The organism is Amycolatopsis sp. cmx-11-51 (genome assembly GCF_047608665.1).
In the GTDB taxonomy this organism is placed as follows: Bacteria; Actinomycetota; Actinomycetes; order Mycobacteriales; family Pseudonocardiaceae; genus Amycolatopsis.
The window spans coordinates 69,653-88,808 of record NZ_JADNQO010000019.1 but is presented as its reverse complement, the minus strand read 5'-3'; the positions used below and the strand labels follow the sequence as shown (position 1 = coordinate 88,808).

Here is a 19,156-nt window from a genome sequence, read left to right as displayed (position 1 = left end):
CAGGCGGACACGTCGATGACCTCGGTCTTCGGCGTGTCCCCGGTGAGTTTCGACACTCTGCCGAGACCTCGCCGAGATATGTCGGGCAACTGCGGTAAACTGAATGGTCTGACTAGCGGGCGCCTCATTCGAAGAGCGAGCCCGAATGACGCACTTCGTGAAAGGTGTGATGGGCTTGCGCGCCCATGGTTCTGGTTTGCCCGTGGTGATGTCCCGATGACGCTGACCGCCGATTCCCGGCCGATCGCCTGTGTCGCCGACATCACCGTCGCCCCGTCACCCGCCCCCATCGCCGACCGCGCCCTGTTCTGGTCCGGCCTCGGTGCCGGCGAGCGCACCCTGACCGACCTCCTCGCCGAGACCGCCGCCCGCCATCCCAACGCGGGCGCGATCGACGACGGCGAGACCACGCTGTCCTACCGCAAGCTCGTCGAGGAGATCGACGCCTACGGCCGCAAGCTGACCGCCAACGGCGTCGGCGTCGGTGACCGGGTTGGCGTCCGGATCTCCTCCGGCACCGCGGAGCTGTACATCGCCATCCTCGCCGTCCTGTCCGTCGGCGCCGCCTATGTGCCGGTCGACGCGGACGACCCGGACGAGCGCGCCGACCTGGTCTTCGGTGAGGCCGAGGTCGCCGCCGTCGTCTCCGATGGCGGTGTGATCACCGTGCTCGGCTCACCCAACGGCATCGAGGGCTCTCCCGCGCCGACCGACGACGCGTGGATCATCTTCACCTCGGGTTCGACCGGTAAGCCGAAGGGCGTGGCGGTCTCGCACGCCTCGGCCGCCGCGTTCGTCGACGCCGAGGCGCGGCTTTTCCTCACCGAGGAGCCGATCGGCCCCGGTGACCGCGTGCTCGCGGGCCTGTCCGTCGCCTTCGACGCGTCCTGTGAAGAGATGTGGCTCGCCTGGCGTCACGGCGCTTGCCTGGTCCCGGCGCCGCGTTCGCTGGTGCGGACCGGTGTCGACCTCGGCCCGTGGCTGGTCGCGCAGGGCATCACCGTCGTCTCGACCGTCCCGACGCTGGCCGCGCTGTGGCCCGCCGACGCGCTCGAAGACGTCCGTCTGCTGATCTTCGGCGGCGAAGCGTGCCCGCCCGAACTGGCCGAGCGCGTCGCCGTCGAGGGTCGCGAGGTCTGGAACACCTACGGCCCGACCGAGGCCACCGTCGTCGCCTGCGCCGCGCAGATGATCGGCGAAGGACCCGTCCGCATCGGCCTGCCGCTGGCAGGCTGGCAGCTGGCCGTCGTCAACGAGGCCGGTGAGCCGGTCGCGATGGGGGAGACCGGCGAGCTGGTCATCGGCGGTGTCGGCCTTGCCCGCTACCTGGACCCGGAGAAGGACGCCGAGAAGTTCGCGCCGCTGCCGTCGCTGGGCTGGCGCCGCGCCTACCGCAGCGGTGACATGGTCCGCGCCGAGGCTGAAGGATTGCTGTTCCTCGGCCGCCTCGACGAGCAGGTCAAGCTCGGCGGCCGCCGCATCGAACTCGGCGAGGTCGACGCCGCGCTCCAGGCGCTGCCCGGAGTGCAGGGCGCCGCCGCCGCGATCCGCCGCACCAAGGCCGGTAACCAGGTGCTCGTCGGGTACGTCGTGCCCGCCGAAGGCACGAAGTTCGATCACGACGAGGCCGCGACCAGGCTGCGCGAGCAGCTGCCCGCGGCGCTCGTCCCGCTGCTGGCGCTGGTCGATGACCTGCCGACGCGTACCTCCGGCAAGGTCGACCGCAACGCGCTGCCCTGGCCGCTGTCCACTGTGGACGCCGCCAAATCGGGCCTGTCGCCGACGGAGAGCTGGCTCGCCGAAGGCTGGGCGGAGATCCTCGGCGTCTCGGTCGGCAATCCGAAGGCCGACTTCTTCACCAACGGCGGCGGCAGCCTGACCGCCGCGCAGCTGATCGCGCGGATCCGTACCCGCCACCCGCAGGTGTCGGTGAACGACATCTATGCCAACCCGAAGCTCGGCGCGCTGGCCACGCTGCTGGACGCGCTGAGCGGCGAGAAGACCGAACGCCGCGACATCGCGCCGACCCCGCGCAAGGCCGGGATCATCCAGTCGCTGCTGATGATCCCGCTGATGGGCCTGGTCGGCCTGCGCTGGACGACGATCGCCGCGACGCTGTCGAACATCCTGTCGCTGGCCGGTTTCACCTGGGCGCCGACGCTGCACTGGGCGTGGATCGCCGTCGCGTGGGTCGCGCTGTTCAGCCCGGCCGGCCGGATCGCGATCTCCGCGACCGGTGCGCGGCTGCTGCTGCGCGGGGTCCGTCCCGGCAGCTACCCGCGTGGCGGGAGTGTCCACTTGCGACTGTGGACGGCCGAGAAGATCGCCGAGTTCAGCGGCGCGGACAGTGTCGCGGGTGCTTCCTGGATGACGACGTACGCCAGGGCTCTCGGCGCGCGGATCGCCAAGGACGTCGACCTGCATTCGCCGCCGCCGGTCACCGGCATGCTGAAGCTCGGCCGCGGTGCCGCCATCGAACCCGAGGTCGACCTGACCGGGCACTGGGTGGACGGCGACCTCGTGCACATCGGCAAGATCCGGATCGGCGCCGACGCGCGGATCGGCGCGCGCAGCACGCTGTTCCCCGGCGCGCGGATCGGCAAGGGCGCGGAGATCGCGGCCGGGTCGACCGTCCGCGGCAACGTGCCCGCCGGGCAGCGCTGGGCCGGTGCTCCCGCCGCCCGCGCCGCCAAGGACGCGCTGAAGTGGCCGCCGAGCCGCCCGCCGCGTTCGCGGTTCTGGTCTTCGGTCTACGGCGCGACCTCGGTCGCACTGGGCCTCCTGCCCGCCGTCGCCGCCCTGCCCGCCGTCGCGGTGCTGGGTTACGCGATCGCAGGCACTCCTTCGCTGGGCGCCGCGCTCGGCCAGGCGCTGCTGTTCACGCCGCTGGCCACCGTCGCGTACTTCCTGAGCTACGCCGTGCTCGTGCTCGTCGGCGTCCGTTCGCTGAGCATCGGCATGGTCGAGGGTTACCACCCCGTCCACGGCAGCGTCGCGTGGCAGGTCTGGGCGACCGAACGGCTGATGGGCATGGCGCGCGACGGGCTGTTCCCCTTGTACGCCAGCCTGTTCACCCCGGTGTGGCTCCGGCTGCTCGGGGCGAAGGTCGGCCGCAACGTCGAGGCGTCCACCGTCCTCGCGCTGCCGAAGATGACCCAGGTCGACAGCGGCGCGTTCCTGGCGGACGACACCATGGTCGCCACCTACGAACTCGGCCACGGCTGGCTGCACGTCGCGCCCGCCCGGATCGGCAAGCAGGCGTTCCTCGGCAACTCGGGGATGGCCGCGCCCGGTCATTCAGTGCCGAAACGCGGTCTGGTCGGCGTGCTGTCGTCGGCTCCGCTGAAGGCCAAAAAGGGCTCGTCGTACCTCGGGATGCCGCCGCTGCCGGTCCGCCGGTCGGTCGGCGAATCCGACACGAGCCGCACCTACACGCCGCCGCTGCGGCTGAAGGCGGCCCGCGCGCTCGTCGAGTTGTGCCGGATCGTGCCGGTGATGTGTGGCGTCGCGCTGACCGTGCTGGTCGCGGCCGGGATCCTCGCGCTGGCCGGGTCCTACGGCTTCTTGGTCGCGCTGCTGCTAGGTGGGCCGCTGCTGCTCGCCGCCGGTGCCGTCGCCGCGCTGACCGCCACCGCGATGAAGTGGCTGCTGGTCGGCCGGTTCCGCGCGGTCGACCACCCGCTGTGGAGTTCGTTCGTCTGGCGCAACGAACTCGCCGACACCTTCGTCGAGGCGCTCGCCGTGCCTTGGCTGATCGGTTCGCTAGGCGGCACGCCGCTGCTTCCCGCGTGGCTGCGCACCATGGGCGTCAAGATCGGTCGCGGTGTGTGGCTGGAGACGTACTGGCTGCCCGAGTCGGACCTCGTGAGCTTGGGTGACGGCGCGACGATCAACCGCGGTTGTGTCGTGCAGACGCACCTTTTCCACGATCGGATCATGACGATGTCGCCGGTGACCCTGGACGAGGGAGCGACGCTCGGGTCGCACGGTATCGTGCTGCCTGGCGCGAGCATCGGCGCGCGGACGACCGTCGGACCGGGGTCACTGGTGACCCGGGGCGACGCGGTTCCCGCCGACTCGCGCTGGCTGGGAAATCCCATCTCGGCCTGGACGAAGTAGGGGACTGTCGGCGGAGCTGAGGTGTGTTCGGAATGGTGACCGTGCGGGTGAACCCGCCGTCGATCACGGCCGCGGGTTCATCAACAGACAAGATGGGAAGCGGGGTTCTTCGCGGGTGATTTCGAAGGCCTCCGCGCAGCCCTCGCCCGGCGCGGACACCTCCGGCGACTCCTATCTGCCCCATCACGGTAACGGCGGTTACCGGGTCCGGCACTACGATCTGGAGCTGGACTACAAGATCGGTCCCAACCGGCTGTCGGCCTCCGCCGCCATCACGGCGGAGGCGACGCAGGCGCTGTCGCGGTTCACACTCGACTTCGGCGACTTCCGGATCAACCGGGTGCTGGTCAACGGCAAACCCGCGAAGTACCTGCGGCGTGGGCACAAGCTGCAGGTGAAACCCGCGAAGTCGGTGCCCGACGGGGCCGAGTTCCTGACGGAAGTCTTCTACGTCGGCAACCCGCGCCCGCTTTCCGGGCTGTGGGGCGACATCGGCTGGGACGAACTGACCGACGGCTCGCTCGTCGCGAGCCAGCCGGTCGGGGCCCCGTCCTGGTTCCCGTGCAACGACCATCCGGCGGACAAGGCGACCTACCGCGTCGCGCTGACGACATCGTCGCCGTATCTCGTGGCCATCACCGGGGACCTGGTGTCGCGGCACGAGCGCGCGAGCACCACGACGTGGGTCTTCGAACGGCCAGAGCCGACGGCGACCTACCTGATGAGCGTCCAAACAGGACGGTACGACGACGTCGAACTGGTCTCCGGCCCCCAACCCGGCTGGCTCTCGCACCCCGAAGCCGCCGCGTATCGGATCAACCTCGACGGCGGCTCCGTGGTCACTTCGGTCCCGCAACGGGCCGCCGTGCCGCCGCGACTGCGCCGGCCCTTCGAGCACGATTTCGGGCGGCAGGGCCGGATCATGGACTCGCTGCAACGGCTTTTCGGGCCGTATCCCTTCGGTGAATACGTCATCGTCGTCACCGACGACGACCTCGACGACCCGATCGAAGCCCAAGGCATGTCGATCTTCGGCGCCAACCACGTCGACGGACGGCGCACCCACGAACGGCTCGTCGTGCACGAACTGGCGCACCAGTGGTTCGGCAACAGCCTGACCGTCGCCGACTGGCGGCACATCTGGCTGAACGAGGGCTTCGCGACGTACGCGGAATGGCTCTGGTCCGAGGAATCCGGCGAGCAGAGCGCCCACACCTTGGCGAAGACGTGGCACGCGCGGATGAAGGCGAAGCCCGCGGATCTGCGTCTCGCCGACCCCGGCGTCTCGCGGATGTTCGACGAGCGGGTGTACAAACGCGGCGGCCTGTTGTTGCACGCTTTGCGTTGTACCGTCGGCGGTGCGGTGTTCTTCCCGCTGGTGAAGGCCTGGGCGGTGGAGAACCGGCACGGTTTGGTGACCACTGCTGCTTTTGTCGCGCTGGCTGAACGCTTCGCTGGTCGCTCGCTGGACGCCTTCTTCGAAGCTTGGCTGGACGCTCCGGCGCTGCCTCCGCTTCCCGCCCCTGACGCTCCAGCGCTGCCTCCGCTGGTCTAAAGGTCCGGATGCCCCCAATGCCACATTGGGGGCATGTCTTGAGTTGTCCACAATGGGGCTGGTGTGGCGAGTTGTCCACAGGGAACGAATCAGTGCTGGTGAGGGGTACGTGTCGCTGACGATGATCTTGGGGTGCGATCTGGGGAATGGGCTCGCGATCACGAGGGCCTTTACAAGCTGAGCCGCGACGGCGTGATCACTGTCGCGCGGCTGGTGGAGTTCGGCGTTTCGAAGAGAACCTGCTACCGGCGTTGCCGACCTGGGCAGCCCTGGCAGCGGTTGTTGCCCGGAGTGTTGCTGCTCGGCTCGGGGCGGCCGACTCGCCGCCAGATGGTCGACGCAGCTCTGCTCTGTGGCGGGTCGGAAGCGATCGTCACCGGTCTCGAAGCTTGCCGCCGTCAAGGTTTGAGGGGGCCGCGGAGCACGGCTGACCGGGTTCATCTGCTGGTGCCCGCTTCTTGCCAGGTCAGCAGCGCAAGGTATGTGCTCGTAGAGCGGACTACTCGAATGCCTCGCCCAGTGATCGTCGACGGAGTGGCCATGGCTCCACTCGTCCGGGCGGTTCTCGATGAATGTCGTAGGTTTGCCGCGCACGACCCGGTTCGAGCGTTGTTGATCGAGGCCGTTCACCGAGGCGGGCTGAATCCCGAGGCCCTCATCCGGGAACTCGAAGCAGGCAGTGATCGAGGTAGCGCAATGCCCCGTGAGGTCCTGCGTGACGTCCTCAGAGGGGGGCGTTCGGTCGCGGAAATCGACGCGATGGCTGTCTGGCGCCGGACCGGTCTCCCGGAACCGCTGTGGAATCACGAACTGAGGGATTCCGGTGGTCGCTACGTCGGGACTCCCGATGGCTACTTCAGGAAAGTCCGTCTTGCGTGGGAAATCGACTCGTATGACTTCCATTTCGCGCGGAGGCAGTACGCCGGCACGCTCGAGAGGAACGGTCGATACACCGCCGAGGGAATCCTTGTCCTGCAGACTTTGCCGAGCCGCTTGAGATCGGAGCCGCAGGAGGTCGCCGCTGAACTCGTGACTGCGTACGACACCGTCCGCGACCGATGGGGCAGGCGGAGACGTCCAGATCGACCTGAGGCGCGGGGAGGGGGCCGTCGTGCACCGCGCGGGGCGACGGGCCCGACCTCGAGATCCGGCCCGTCCCGGCGAACGGGGACGGCGCGCCGCGGGGGATGCCCTGACTTCCGCATGTGGTACGTGAGAGTGTTTCTGCACTTCCTCCGCCGGATGACAGGAGCACAGATGTCCCAGCCGCCGCAGTCGGGCGAGCCCGAAGGCCAGGTTCCCGATTCCGGGCCCCCGCAGGGGCAGCCGTACCAGCAGCAACCCTATCCGCAGCAGCCGTACCAGCAGCAGGGCTGGTACGGCGCGCCGCAACAGCCGCCGCCGCCGTCGTCGAACAAGACGGCGCTCTGGGTCGGGCTGGGTGTGCTGGGACTGGTCGTGGTGGTGGCCGTCGTGGCCATCACCGGATTCGTGGCGCCGGGGTTCTTCCTGTCGGACTCGAAGGGCGAGAGCGCGGTCGCGTCCTCGTCGCAGGCTCCGACGTCGAGCGCCCAGGACACGACGACGCGGAGCCCGGTGCAGATCCCCGCGGGCCGGATTCCGCTGCCGAAGCGCTCCACGCCGTTGGCGGATCCGACCGACTGCGCGTATCCGGCGAGCTCCAGCGGCGAGGTGCCGAAGAAGGCCACCCCGCCCGCGGCGGGCCCGACCCCGGCGTCCGGCACGACGGCGGCCACGGTCAAGACGACCGCGGGTGAGATCGGACTGACACTGGACCGCGGGCTCGCGCCGTGCACCGTGGCGAACTTCCTTTCGCTGGCGCAGCAGGGTTACTACGACGGCACCTCGTGCCACCGGCTCGGCACGTCGGGGCTCCAGATGCTCCAGTGCGGCGACCCGGCAGCCACCGGCATGGGCGGGCCGGGGTACACCATCCCGGACGAGGTCTTCCCGGAACTCAAGTACGGCCGCGGGCTCCTCGCCATGGCGAAGACACAGGCGCCGAACTCGGGCGGCAGCCAGTTCTTCATGGTCTTCGGTCAAGCGGAACTGCCTGCGGAGTACACGGTGTTCGGGAGCATCTCGGACGCGGGACTGCAGGTGCTGGACGAGGTCGCGCGCGGTGGCGTGGACGAAGCGAAGGGACCCGGCGACGGGACGGGGCCGCCGAAGACCCCGGTGACGTTCCAGTCCATCGCGGTCGGCTGAGTGGCCACCTCGTGAGTGGTAAGGACGGTTCTGTTGGACCGGTTTGCCTACCTACTGACTTCGATCACCGCGCTCGAGGCCCTGATCGGGTGGCCCTCGTGAGTGTGGGCGGGCGCACGGGTCCCGATTCCTCCCATCGTCAACCCTGACAGTCATCGAAACACTGCCACCGGACTCATACTGAGTCTCGAGCCAGGAAGGTGATACAGGAGGGACTGAGTGGGGAGGATCGGGGACACTCAACGTCCCCGATCCTCCGTTGATCAGGTCCGAGACCGGTGAAACCTCGTGCCGATCCTGGTCACACGTGGGTAGGCACATACCGGTCCGCTTCAACCGTCCCTACCACTCACGAGGCTTGGGTCAGAGCGGGTTGTAAGCGCCCAGCGGAGCGGTGCAGAACGGCCCGCCGACGTACTCCGCCGCCACGCCGGTCGGCGCCGGCTTGTCCGCCAGCTGATCGGCGTAGGTCTCCGCGTTGTCGAGCGACTTGTAGCCCAGTTCCTCGGCTTCGGCGAGCGAGTAGATCCGGCGCGTGTTGTCGGAGACGCCCCAGATCAGCCGGTAGCCGGGGGAGGGGTAGCTCAGGCACGCCTCGAACAGGCGGGCGCCGTCGTCGGGGGAGAGCCAGGTCATCAGGCCGCGCGGACCAAGGACGAGCGGGTCTTCGAAGCACGAGCCGATCCGGATGACGATCACGTCCATGCCGAACCGCGAGTGGTACAGGCTGCCGAGTGCTTCGATGGCCGCTTTGCTGACGCCGTAGTAGGTGTCGGGGCGGGGGGTGGAATCGGCGGGGAGGCCGTTCTCGCCTGCCTCGTCGTTGCGACGGAAACCGACGGAATGGTTGCTGGAAGCCAGGATCACCCGCGGCACACCGGCCGCCCGCGCGGCTTCGAGGACGGTGTGGGTGCCGTTGATGTTGACGTCGAGCGTGGCTTCCCACGAGTGCTCCCGGCTGTGCCCGCCCAGGTGGATCACCGCGTCGACACCGGCGCACGCCTTGGCCATCGCCTCCGGGTCGGTCACCGACGCGACGATCAGCTCGACGTCCTCACCTCCCGCGGCTTCGGGCTGCGCGGCCAGGTCGAGCAGCCGCAGCACCCGCCCGGAGCGGCGCAGCCGCGGCCGCATCAGGGTGCCGACGATGCCCGCCGAGCCGGTGATCAGGACGCGCTGGTCTGCCATGAGTACCCCTTGTCAGTGAAGAAACGGGAATGATCAACGGATACCGGCGCGGCGCAGTTGCTGGCCGAGTTCCGCGGTGATTTCGGCGAGGAGTTCGCCGACGCGTGTGGCGTCCGCGTCGGTGACTTCGGTGACCGGCATGGAGCAACTGATCGCGTCCGTGCCAGGGATGCGGTACGGGATCACGGCCGCGACGCACCGGACGCCGAGGCTGCCTTCCTCGATTTCCGACGCGTAGCCGCGCTCGCGGGTCTTCGCGCATTCGGCGTGCAGCGACTCGGCCGAGGTGATGGTGTTCGGGGTCAGCGCCGACAACTCCCCGGTGAGGAGTCCGTCGATCTCGTCGTGCGTCAGTTCGGCCAGTAAAGCCTTCCCCAGCGCGGTCGCGTGGGTGGGCAGGGTGCGGCCGACGCGGGAGACGAGGTGCGTCGAGTGCCGTGACTCCCGTGTTTCCAGGTAGACGACGTCGGTGCCCTCGCGGCGCGCGAAATGCGCGGTGAAACCGGTCTTCTCCCGGATCCGCTCCAGCGCCTCGGTCGCGAACGGGACGACCGGGTCGCGGTCGAGGTAGGCCGTGCCGCAGATCAGCGCGCGTACGCCGAGGCGGTAGCGGGCGGTGTTGGTGTCCACTTCCAGCCAGCCTGCTTCGAGCAGGGTGCGGAGCAGTCCGTGCAGGCTCGACCTGGGAAAACCGGTCCGCGCGTGGAGATCCGACAGGGAAAGCCAGACGTCGTTCGCGGCGAAGGTCTCGATAAGGTCGATCGCCCGCCGTGCCGACTTGACCCCGGCGGGCTCGGACGCACCGTTCGCCACCGTGACAGCGGCTTCCTGCTGTGGCATCCGCGCTCCTCCATCCGGCCGTTGACTAGTGACCTCGGCCATATTAGCGTCCCGAACAGCGTTCTTATGGATGAACATAATCACTATAACAGAATCCGTTCATGGATGTGAACATGTCGGGCTGGATCACATCACCGTGGACGCGGAGAGGAGTCAGCGGTGCATTTGCTGGACTGGATCATGGTGTCCGCGTATTTCGTGCTGATGGTGGTGATCGGCCTGTGGTCGCACAGCCGGGTCAACACGGTCAGTGACTTCTTCACCGCCGGCGGGAAGATGCCGTGGTGGCTGGCCGGGATCTCCCACCACATGTCCGGCTACAGCGCGGTGCTCTTCGTCGCGTACGCGGGCGTCGCGTACACCGACGGCATCACGGTCTACTTCTGGGGCATGGCCAGCATCGGCGTCGGCATCGGCAGCTGGCTGTTCGCCGCGCGGTGGAACCGCCTGCGCTCGAAGCTGGGCGTCTCCTCACCGCTGGAGTACCTGGCGAAGCGCTTCAACGTGCCCACCCAGCAGGCGCTGGCCTGGAGCGGCAGCCTCCTGAAGATCTTCGACATCGCGGCCAAATGGTTCGCGGTCGCGACGATCCTCAACGTCTTCGCGGGTGTGCCCTACACCTGGGGCATCATCATCACCGGTTCGATCACGCTGATCTACTGCACCGTCGGCGGTCTCTGGGCCGACGCGCTCACCGACTTCGGCCAGTTCGTCATCCAGGCCATCGCGGCGATCGTGATGCTGTGGGTCGTGCTGGACAAACTCGGCGGCGTCTCCGGCCTGTGGACCGTGTGGGGAGACCTCCCGCCTGCCCACCTGAACCCGACCACCTCGAAGTTCACCACCGTCGTGTTGCTCGTCTACGTCCTGGTGAAGACGCTGGAGTACAACGGCGGTATGTGGAACCTGGCGCAGCGCTACATGGCCGCGCCGAACACGTTCGAAGCCCGGCGCAGCGCGCGGCTGTCTTCGATCCTGTACCTGGTGTGGCCACTGGTGATGATGTTCCCGATGTTCGCCGCCCCGCTGCTGATCCCGGACATCGCGAACCCCAACAACGCCTACGCGATCATGACCACGACGTTCCTCCCGCCGGGGCTGGTCGGGCTGGTGCTGGCCGGGATCTTCTCGCACACGATGGCGATGGTCTCCTCGGACGCCAACGCGATCTCCGCGGTGATCACCCGCGACATGATGCCGGTGCTGTGGAAGAAGGCCCGTAGCTTCACCGAAGCACAGGGGCTGCTCGCCGCGCGCGTTTCGACGGTGGTCTTCGTCGTGCTGACCATGGCGGTCGCCACGCAGGCCGAGAAACTCGGCGGTGTGCTCGGTATCGTCGTGCTGTGGGTCGCGGCGCTGATGGGCCCGATCTCGGTACCGTTGCTGCTGGGCATGCTCCCGGCGTTCCGCCGCTCCGGCTCCCGCGCGGCGCTGATCTCGTGGGCGGGCGGTCTCATCGCCTACGCGATCGCTTACTACGGCTACAACGCCACCCTCGCGGTCACCGTGTCCACCCCGATCCTGGTCTCGCTGGCGCTGTTCATCGGACTCGGCCACCTGATGCCCGAGCGCAAGGCCACCACCGACGAGATCATCGACACGATCGACCGTGACGACGACGTCACACCCAGCAAGTCGCAGGACGGCACCACCGTGCCCGCCTGACCGGGCCCGTACCCGGGACCAACCACAAAGACGAAAGAGAAATCCATGGCACAGCCCAAGTTCGAGGCACGCTTTCCCGCCGAGAACTCATCAGCACAGATCGAACTCGACGGCCTCTTGGCGTTCCCGCTGACCCCCTTCACCGAGGGGCTGGAACTGAACCTCGACGCGTTCGCTGAAAACGTCGAGAGCCACGTGGTCGCCGGAGCCGGCGCGCTGTTCGTCGCCTGCGGTACGGGCGAATTCAGCTCGCTGTCCCCGGACGAGCACGCAGCGATCCTGCGTAAGGCTCGCGAGGTCGTCGCCGGGCGCGTGCCCGTATGGGTCGGGGCAGGCGGCGGTGCGGCGTCGGCCCGTGCCGGGATCGCGGCGGCGGAGGCGGGCGGCGCGGACGGCGTCCTCCTCCTGCCGCCCTACCTGGTCACCGGCCCGCCGTCCGGGCTGGTCGACCACGTCCGGTACGCCGCCGGGGATTCCTCGATCCCGGTGATCGTCTACCACCGTTCCACCGGGGTGTTCACCCCGAACTCCGCGGTGGAACTGCTCGACATCCCGTCGGTGGTCGGTCTCAAGGACGGCTTCGGCGACGTCGAACTGATGAGCCGGATTATCACCACGATCCGCTCCGTCGACAGCGATCGGGCCCGGGATTTCCTGTTCTTCAACGGTCTTCCCACAGCCGAGGTCTCCGCGCGCGCGTACGCCGCCATCGGTGTGGCGCGGTACTCCAGCGCAGTGCACTGCTTCGCCCCCGAGATCGCGGCCCGCTTCCACCGCGCCCTCGTGGAGAACGACGACGCCGTCATGGAGGCGTTGCTCGCCGGGTTCTACCTGCCGCTGGTGGCGCTGCGGGACGAGGGACAGGGCTTCGCCGTGTCGCTGGTCAAGGCCGCGGCGCGGTCGCGCGGTGACAAGGTCGGCACGGTCCGGCCGCCGCTGGTCGAGCCCACCGCCGACCAGATCGCCCGGCTGGAGAAGATCGTCGACGACGGGTTCGCCGTCCTCAAGTCCGTCGGGGCCGGTGCCTGAAGATGAAGGTTCTCGAAGTCGTCCTGACCCCGGTCGCCTTCGCCGACCCGCCCCTGCTCAACGCGATGGGAGTGCACGAGCCCTTCGCGCTGCGCGGCGTCGTCCAGCTGATCTGCGAAGACGGTGTGGTCGGTCTCGGCGAGTCCTACGGTGACCTCGCGTTCCTCGAACAGGTCCGGAAGGTACTGCCGGAACTCAAGGGACAGGACGTGTTCGACCTGCCCGGCCTCCGCCGGAAGGTCGCCACCACGCTGGGCGAGGTCGTCTTCGCCGACGCGCACGGGCTCACCGGCGGATTCTCCGTCAGCAAGACGGTCGCCAGCGTGTACTCGCTGTTCGAAGTGGCCGCTCTCGACGCGCAGGGCCACTACCTCGGCAGGCCGGTGGTGGACCTGCTCGGCGGCAAGGCGCGTGACGCCGTCGACTTCTCCGCCTACCTGTTCTACAAGTTCGGCGCCCACATCGGGGCCGAAGAGGACTCGTGGGGCGAGGTGACCACGCCGGAAGCACTGGTCGGCGAGGCGCGGCGCATGGTCGAGGAGTACGGCTTCTCCTCCATCAAGCTCAAGGGCGGTGCCTTCGACCCGGATCAGGAGATGGACGGCATCCGCGCGCTCGCCGGGGCGTTCCCGGACCACCCGCTGCGCATCGACCCGAACGCGGCCTGGACTCCTGAGACCGGGATCCGGGTCGCCGAAGAGCTCGACGGTGTCCTGGAGTACCTCGAAGACCCGACGCCGGGCATCGAGGGCATGGCGCGGGTCGCCGAGAAGGCGAACATGCCGCTGGCCACGAACATGTGCGTCGTGCGCTTCGCGGACATCGAGCCCGCCTTCCGACAGCGAGCGGTCAGCGTAATACTTTCGGACCATCATTACTGGGGTGGGCTGCGGGACACGCAAGCCCTCTCGACCACGGCGGAATGCTTCGACGTGGGGCTTTCCATGCATTCGAACAGTCATCTCGGGATCAGTCTGGCCGCTATGGTGCATGTGGCCGCGGCGACGCCGCACCTGACCTACGCTTGCGACACCCACTGGCCGTGGAAGACGGCCGACGTCATCGCCCCGGGTGCGCTGGAGTTCGTCGACGGTGCGGTCGCGGTGCCCGGCGAACCGGGGCTCGGAGTCGAACTCGACCCCGACGCGCTGGCGCGGGCCCATGAAGCCTATGTCCGAAGTGGACAGACCAAACGGGATGACGTGACCTATATGCGGAAGTTCGTCGGAAACTTCGAACCGAACACGGCGCGGTGGTGACGGGGTGAAGGTCACCGGATACGCCTACCCCTGGGACGTCGTCGACGACCCGGGGTTCGTCGAGCGCGTACGGGAACTCGGCGTCGACGAGGTCGCCGTCGCCGTGTCGTACCACAGCGCCCGCGCGGCGACGCCCTGGTCGGCCGAGCGCACCTCGGTCGTCGCTCGCCACGCGGCGCTGTACCGGCCGGTGCGCGAGGAGGCCTGGGGTGAGCTGCGGCCCGCCGAACCGGACTGGGTCGAAAGCCGCGACAGCGCGGGCGACGCCGTCCGGTCGTTGAACGAAGCGGGTATCCCGGCGGCGGCGTGGATCGTGCTGACCCACAATTCCCAGCTGGGCACGGAGTTCCCCGATTTCACCGTGCGCAACTGCTTCGGCGAGCGGTACCCATGGGCGCTGTGCCCGGGGCAGCCGGAGGTCCGCGAGTACGCGGCGAACATGACCGCCGAGAGTCTCGCGGGGCTCGACTTCGCTTCGGTCATCCTGGAGGCGTGTGGCCCGCTCGGTGCCATCCACCAGCATCAGCACGAGAAGACCGACGGTGTCTGGTCGCCCGCGGTGGCGCGACTGCTGTCGGTCTGCTGCTGCGACGCCTGCCTGGAGTCCTGGGCCGCGGCAGGCAAGGATCCGGCGAAGGCGCTGGACAAGCTGCGTGCCGAGGTCCGGCGGCTGATCGACGGCGGTGACCTCCGTGCCACCGAGGACAAGATCCTGCCCACCCTGCGGCAGGTCCTGCTCGACACGCGGCAAAAGGCGACGGACGCGCTCCGGCGTGATGTGCTCGCGAAGATCCCGGCCGGGCCGCGGATCGTGCTCCACGGCGCGATGGACCCGTGGGTCACCGGCGCGCTGCCGGGGCTGACGCCGTCGGTCCCCGAAGACGTCGACGCGGTGGTGCTGCAGAACTGGGTACCCGGGCAAGCCAGCCGGGAGTCCGTCGCGACGGCGCGGGCGAAACTGCCGCGCAAGGTCGCCGTCGGCAGCTACGTCACCGCGGTGGCGGCGAGCCCGGTGCCCGACATCGAGGCCTACACCACCGAACTCCGCAAGGCAGGCGCCACCGAACTGCACCTGTACCACCTCGGCCTCGCAGGCCCGGGGCGCTGGGCGGATCTCATCGCCGCCGTCAGCGCCGCACAAGAACTCTAGGAGAAGTAGGAAATCATGAGCCAGGCAACAGATCCCGCCACGCTCGAACAGATCCTCGCGGCCGCCACCGCGGCGGCAGGCACGGCGGCGGCCGCGACCCCAGCCCAGCGAGCCGAATGGCTGAACGCGGCCGCGGCCGCCCTCGACGCCTCCGCCGACGAGCTGATCGCGCTGGCCAACCAGGAGACGCACCTCCCGGTTTCCCCGCGACTGCAGGGCGAACTGAAGCGCACCACGTTCCAGCTGCGCCTGTTCGGCGAGGTGCTGGCCGACGGTGCGTTCCTCGGCGCCACCGTCGACCACGCGGACGCCGCGTGGCCGATGGGGCCGCGTCCGGACATCCGCCGTCTGCTCACGCCGATCGGGCCGGTGCTGGTTTTCGCCGCCAGTAACTTCCCGTTCGCCTTCAGCGTCGCGGGCGGTGACACCGCGTCGGCACTCGCCGCCGGATGCCCGGTCGTGCTCAAGGCGCACTCCGGGCACCCGGAGTTGTCCGCCCGCACCGGTGAGGTCCTGCGTGAGGCGCTGGTCAAGGCCGGTGCGCCGGACGGGATCTTCGCGGTCATCTACGGCCAGCAGAACGGGGTGGCCGCGTTGAAGGACCCGCGGATCCAGGCGGCGTCGTTCACCGGTTCGGTGCCGGGTGGGCGCGCGCTGTTCGACATCGCGACCTCGCGGCCGTCGCCCATCCCGTTCTACGGCGAACTCGGCAGCGTCAACCCCGTCGTCGTCACGCCCTCGGCGATCGAGGCGCGTGGCGAGGCGATCGCGAAGGGTTACGCGGGGTCGTTCACCCTCGGTGCCGGGCAGTTCTGCACCAAGCCGGGGCTGCTGTTCCTCCCCGACGGCCACGGGCTCGAAGACACCCTGCGCGAGGCCGTCTCGACGATCGCGGCGCAGCCGATGCTCAACGAGCGCATCGCGGCCGGATTCGCCGACGGGCTGGCGAAGCTGCGGGACGTGGCGGGTGTCGAGGTGCTGTCCGAGTCCGGTGGTACGGAGGGGATCTCGCACGGCGCGACCCTGCTCGCCACCACCGCCAAGGACTTCCTGGCCGACGCCGGCACGGTCCGCGAGGAGTGCTTCGGCCCGGCGTCGCTGATCGTCACCTACACCAACCGGGCCGAGCTGATCAGCCTGCTCCAGGTGATGGAACCCGGGCTCACCGCGACCATCCAGGGCGAAGAGTCCGATGTGGACTGGATCCGCCCGGTCCTCCCGTCGCTGACCCGGGTCGCGGGCCGTCTGCTGTGGAACGACTGGCCGACCGGTGTCACGGTCACCTGGGCGCAGGAACACGGTGGCCCTTACCCGGCGACCACCGCGCCGACCAGCACTTCGGTCGGCACCGCCGCGATCGAGCGGTTCCTGCGGCCGATCGCCTGGCAGGGCTTCCCCGACGCGCTGCTGCCGGAACCGTTGCGGGAGAACAACCCGTGGGGCTTGCCACGCAGGACCGACGGGAAACGCTAGAAGCTCGTGAGTGATTTGGGTCGTTCTATGGGGGGTAAGGCAAAGGTGGCGAGTCTGGTCTCAGGCTTGTTGATGAAGGAATTGGGCGCTCGACGTCCCAATCGCTTCGTCAACGCGTACCCGGAGCCAGGTTTCACCGACATCGGGAACCCTTGATGCGCGAGCAGGTCACTCACGAGGCCCCACCTCACGCCGCCGCCCCTAGTTGCTGTCATTCGACCCCTTGGGAGGCCCCGTCATGCCCGGATTCGGTTATGTCGACCGGAGAACCGCCCTGCGTGGAGGCGCGGCCGCGGCCGCTTCGGTCGCGCTCACGACCGCGATCGCCCGGCCCTCGTTCGCCCAGTCCGCGGTTCCGGCGGAGGCCGCGGCCATCGTCACCGGCTACCGCGAACTGCAGACCGGGATCAACCGGCCGTCGGCGGAACGCGCCACCGCGCTGGCGAACCTCGACAGGGTCGCGAAGGCCTACTACGACAGCATGACGGTCGGCGATGGTCCTTTGTGGAAGGACCTCCCTCTCGGCCCGGGCAGTGAGTTCACGACGTCGATGTACGCCCGGCTTCGCGCGATCGCGGTCAACTGGGGCACCCCTGGCGGCGCGCTGGCGGGTGACGCGGCCGTGCTCGGCCGGATCGAAGCGGCGCTGGAACTTTTGTACATCAGCGATCAGTACAGCGAGAAGACCGCCGAGATCGGCAACTGGTACACCTACGAAATCGGCATCCCGCTCTACCTGCTGCACATTCTGTCCACGGTGGCCGGTGAGCTGACCAAGGACGAACTCGCCAAGTACCTGAAGCCGGTGCTGAAGTTCTCCGGTGATCCGAACCTGCGCACGAACAACCCGACGGTCGTCGAGACCGGCGCCAACCGCGCGGACAAGTCGACGATCTCCATCGTCTCCGGCGCGATGCTCGGCGACACCGAACGGATCAGACGCGGTGTCGGGGCGTTCACCGACGTCGAAGGCGGGGGAGTGGCGAGTGTCATCGCCAAGCTGCATCGCGCGGCGGGCGACGGATTCCACACCGACGGCTCGTTCATCCAGCACGATTCGGTGCCGTATCCCGGGCACTACGGGATCGTCCTGCTCACCGCCGTCGCGTCCGCCATCCACGTCACCAAGGGCACCGAGTTCGAACTGCCCGTCGATGTTCGCGAGGCGGCGTACGCACTGGTTTCGGACACGTTCGCGCCGTTCGTCCACGCGGGCGCGCTGATGGAGTCGGTCCGCGGCCGGTTCCTTTCCCGGCAAGGGGAATCCGCGCACGACATCGGGCATCAGGTCACCGGCGCGGTCGTCCTGCTGGCGCGGTCGGCGAGCGGGAAACGCAAGGAGGAACTCGGCGGGCTCGCCGCGAAGTGGATCACCGAGGACACCTTCGCGCCATATCTCGAAATCCCCGACCCCGAGCGGTTCGCGCCGGGCCCGGACCTCGTCGCCGTCCCCGGCATCGAGTTCGCGCAGGAGTTGCTGGCGACCAAGATCCGGCCGACGCCCACCGTCGCGACGCATCGCGTGTTCGGCCAGCAGGACCGGATGGTGCACATCACCGAGGGCTGGTCGGCCTCGCTCGGCGTCGCCTCGACACGGATCTCGCGGTACGAGTCGGTCAACGCGATGAACCTGCACGGCTGGTACACCGGCGACGGTTCGCTGTACCTGTTCCTGCCCAAGGCCAAGGGGCACTTCACCGACGCCTACTGGCCGACCGTGGATCCGCTGCTGCTGCCGGGCACGACCACCAAGGCCGGTCCGACCCCGGCACTGGAGCAAGTACCGCTCACCACCAAGGATCATTGCGGCGGCGTCCGCTGGGACGCGAGGCACGGCGCGCACGCCCTCGACTTCGTCTCGCAAGACGGCACGCTGACGGCGAAGAAGTCGTGGTTCTTCACGCCGTCGGGGGTGGTCTGCCTCGGCGCCGGGATCACCGACGCGTCGGGCGAGCGGATCCGCACCACGATTGAAAATCGCAACCTCGGCGAGCACGGCTCGGGTGCCCTGCTCGCCGACGGCCGCTTGGTCACCGGGTCGGAGTCGTTGCGGCGCAAGCGATGGCTGCACCTGGAGAAGGTCGGTGGGTACGTCCTGCTCGACGCCTCCGACGTGACCGCGCTGCGCGAGGACCGGACAGGGACCTGGCGCGACGTCGACAAGGGCGCCAACACCAAGGGCACCACGGTGCCCTACACCCGGCGTTACCAGAAGCTGGTGATCGAGCACGGGGCCAAGCCTTCAGGGGCGAGCTACGCCTACGCCGTCCTGCTCACCGCGTCGGTGCTGGAGACGATCGCCTCGGCTTGGGCGTGGCGGGTGCGGTCCAACACCGTGACCGTGCAGGCCATCCGGCTCTGGGACGCGACGCTGCTGGCGAACTTCTTCGCCGCGGGCTCGGTCGACGAGGTGTCGGTGTCCGGTCCGGCGTCGGTGGCGCTGGGACGGGGGAGCAACGGCCGGCAGCTGGCCGTTACGGACCCGACGCAGCGGCAGGACGTCATCAAGGTGACGGTGCGGCGCAAGACCGTCGAGGTGCCGGTGAAGGGCACCTTCGGGGCTACGCAGGTGGTCTCACTAGCCCGCTGACCCTGCTGAGCATGTCGCGAAAGCCATTTCGGGACGTCAGATGTCCCGAAAGTGGCTTT

At 68.8% G+C, this 19,156-nt stretch carries 11 protein-coding genes; 9 read left to right on the top strand and 2 right to left on the bottom strand.

Features of this window, described 5'->3' with window-relative positions:
- The first annotated feature begins 216 nt into the window (after positions 1-216).
- The 3 genes from ACM6LU_RS35415 to ACM6LU_RS35405 all read left to right on the top strand — a co-directional run bounded on the left by ACM6LU_RS35415 (position 217) and on the right by ACM6LU_RS35405 (position 7,903).
- On the top strand, positions 217-4,119 hold the full coding sequence (locus ACM6LU_RS35415) for a Pls/PosA family non-ribosomal peptide synthetase (RefSeq protein WP_414942217.1): 3,903 nt from the start codon (positions 217-219) through the stop codon (positions 4,117-4,119).
- 115 nt (positions 4,120-4,234) lie between these two features.
- Positions 4,235-5,674, top strand: coding sequence for a M1 family metallopeptidase (locus tag ACM6LU_RS35410; RefSeq protein WP_414942216.1), 1,440 nt, complete (start codon positions 4,235-4,237; stop codon positions 5,672-5,674).
- Between the two features lie 1,257 nt (positions 5,675-6,931).
- The gene (locus tag ACM6LU_RS35405) at positions 6,932-7,903 is read left to right on the top strand and encodes a peptidylprolyl isomerase (RefSeq protein WP_414942215.1); all 972 of its coding nucleotides are present in this window, start codon (positions 6,932-6,934) and stop codon (positions 7,901-7,903) included.
- A 363-nt stretch (positions 7,904-8,266) separates the two neighbouring features.
- Here ACM6LU_RS35405 and ACM6LU_RS35400 read toward each other — a convergent pair whose 3' ends face one another.
- Both ACM6LU_RS35400 and ACM6LU_RS35395 read right to left on the bottom strand, forming a co-directional pair.
- Entirely contained in the window at positions 8,267-9,091 is an 825-nt protein-coding gene (locus tag ACM6LU_RS35400; protein WP_414942214.1) for an NAD-dependent epimerase/dehydratase family protein, read from the bottom strand.
- A gap of 33 nt (positions 9,092-9,124) precedes the next feature.
- Positions 9,125-9,931 carry an IclR family transcriptional regulator gene (locus ACM6LU_RS35395; RefSeq protein WP_414942213.1) on the bottom strand — a complete coding sequence of 269 codons (807 nt, stop codon included), beginning with the start codon at positions 9,929-9,931 and terminating at the stop codon, positions 9,125-9,127.
- Between the two features lie 159 nt (positions 9,932-10,090).
- On the opposite strand from ACM6LU_RS35395, the gene ACM6LU_RS35390 reads away from it, so the two are divergent.
- The 6 genes from ACM6LU_RS35390 to ACM6LU_RS35365 all read left to right on the top strand — a co-directional run bounded on the left by ACM6LU_RS35390 (position 10,091) and on the right by ACM6LU_RS35365 (position 19,097).
- Entirely contained in the window at positions 10,091-11,596 is a 1,506-nt protein-coding gene (locus tag ACM6LU_RS35390) for a sodium:solute symporter family protein (protein ID WP_414942212.1), read from the top strand.
- 45 nt (positions 11,597-11,641) lie between these two features.
- Positions 11,642-12,625 carry a 5-dehydro-4-deoxyglucarate dehydratase gene (locus ACM6LU_RS35385; protein ID WP_414942211.1) on the top strand — a complete coding sequence of 328 codons (984 nt, stop codon included), beginning with the start codon at positions 11,642-11,644 and terminating at the stop codon, positions 12,623-12,625.
- A gap of 2 nt (positions 12,626-12,627) precedes the next feature.
- Positions 12,628-13,884 (top strand): glucarate dehydratase family protein, encoded by a 1,257-nt coding sequence (locus ACM6LU_RS35380; RefSeq protein ID WP_414942210.1) that lies wholly within the window; start codon positions 12,628-12,630, stop codon positions 13,882-13,884.
- Between the two features lie 4 nt (positions 13,885-13,888).
- The gene (locus tag ACM6LU_RS35375; RefSeq protein WP_414942209.1) at positions 13,889-15,034 is read left to right on the top strand and encodes a hypothetical protein; all 1,146 of its coding nucleotides are present in this window, start codon (positions 13,889-13,891) and stop codon (positions 15,032-15,034) included.
- 15 nt (positions 15,035-15,049) lie between these two features.
- The gene (locus ACM6LU_RS35370) at positions 15,050-16,507 is read left to right on the top strand and encodes an aldehyde dehydrogenase (NADP(+)) (protein WP_414942208.1); all 1,458 of its coding nucleotides are present in this window, start codon (positions 15,050-15,052) and stop codon (positions 16,505-16,507) included.
- Between the two features lie 238 nt (positions 16,508-16,745).
- Positions 16,746-19,097, top strand: a complete 2,352-nt coding sequence (locus ACM6LU_RS35365; RefSeq protein ID WP_414942207.1) for a polysaccharide lyase 8 family protein — start codon at positions 16,746-16,748, stop codon at positions 19,095-19,097.
- Positions 19,098-19,156: the final 59 nt, after the last annotated feature.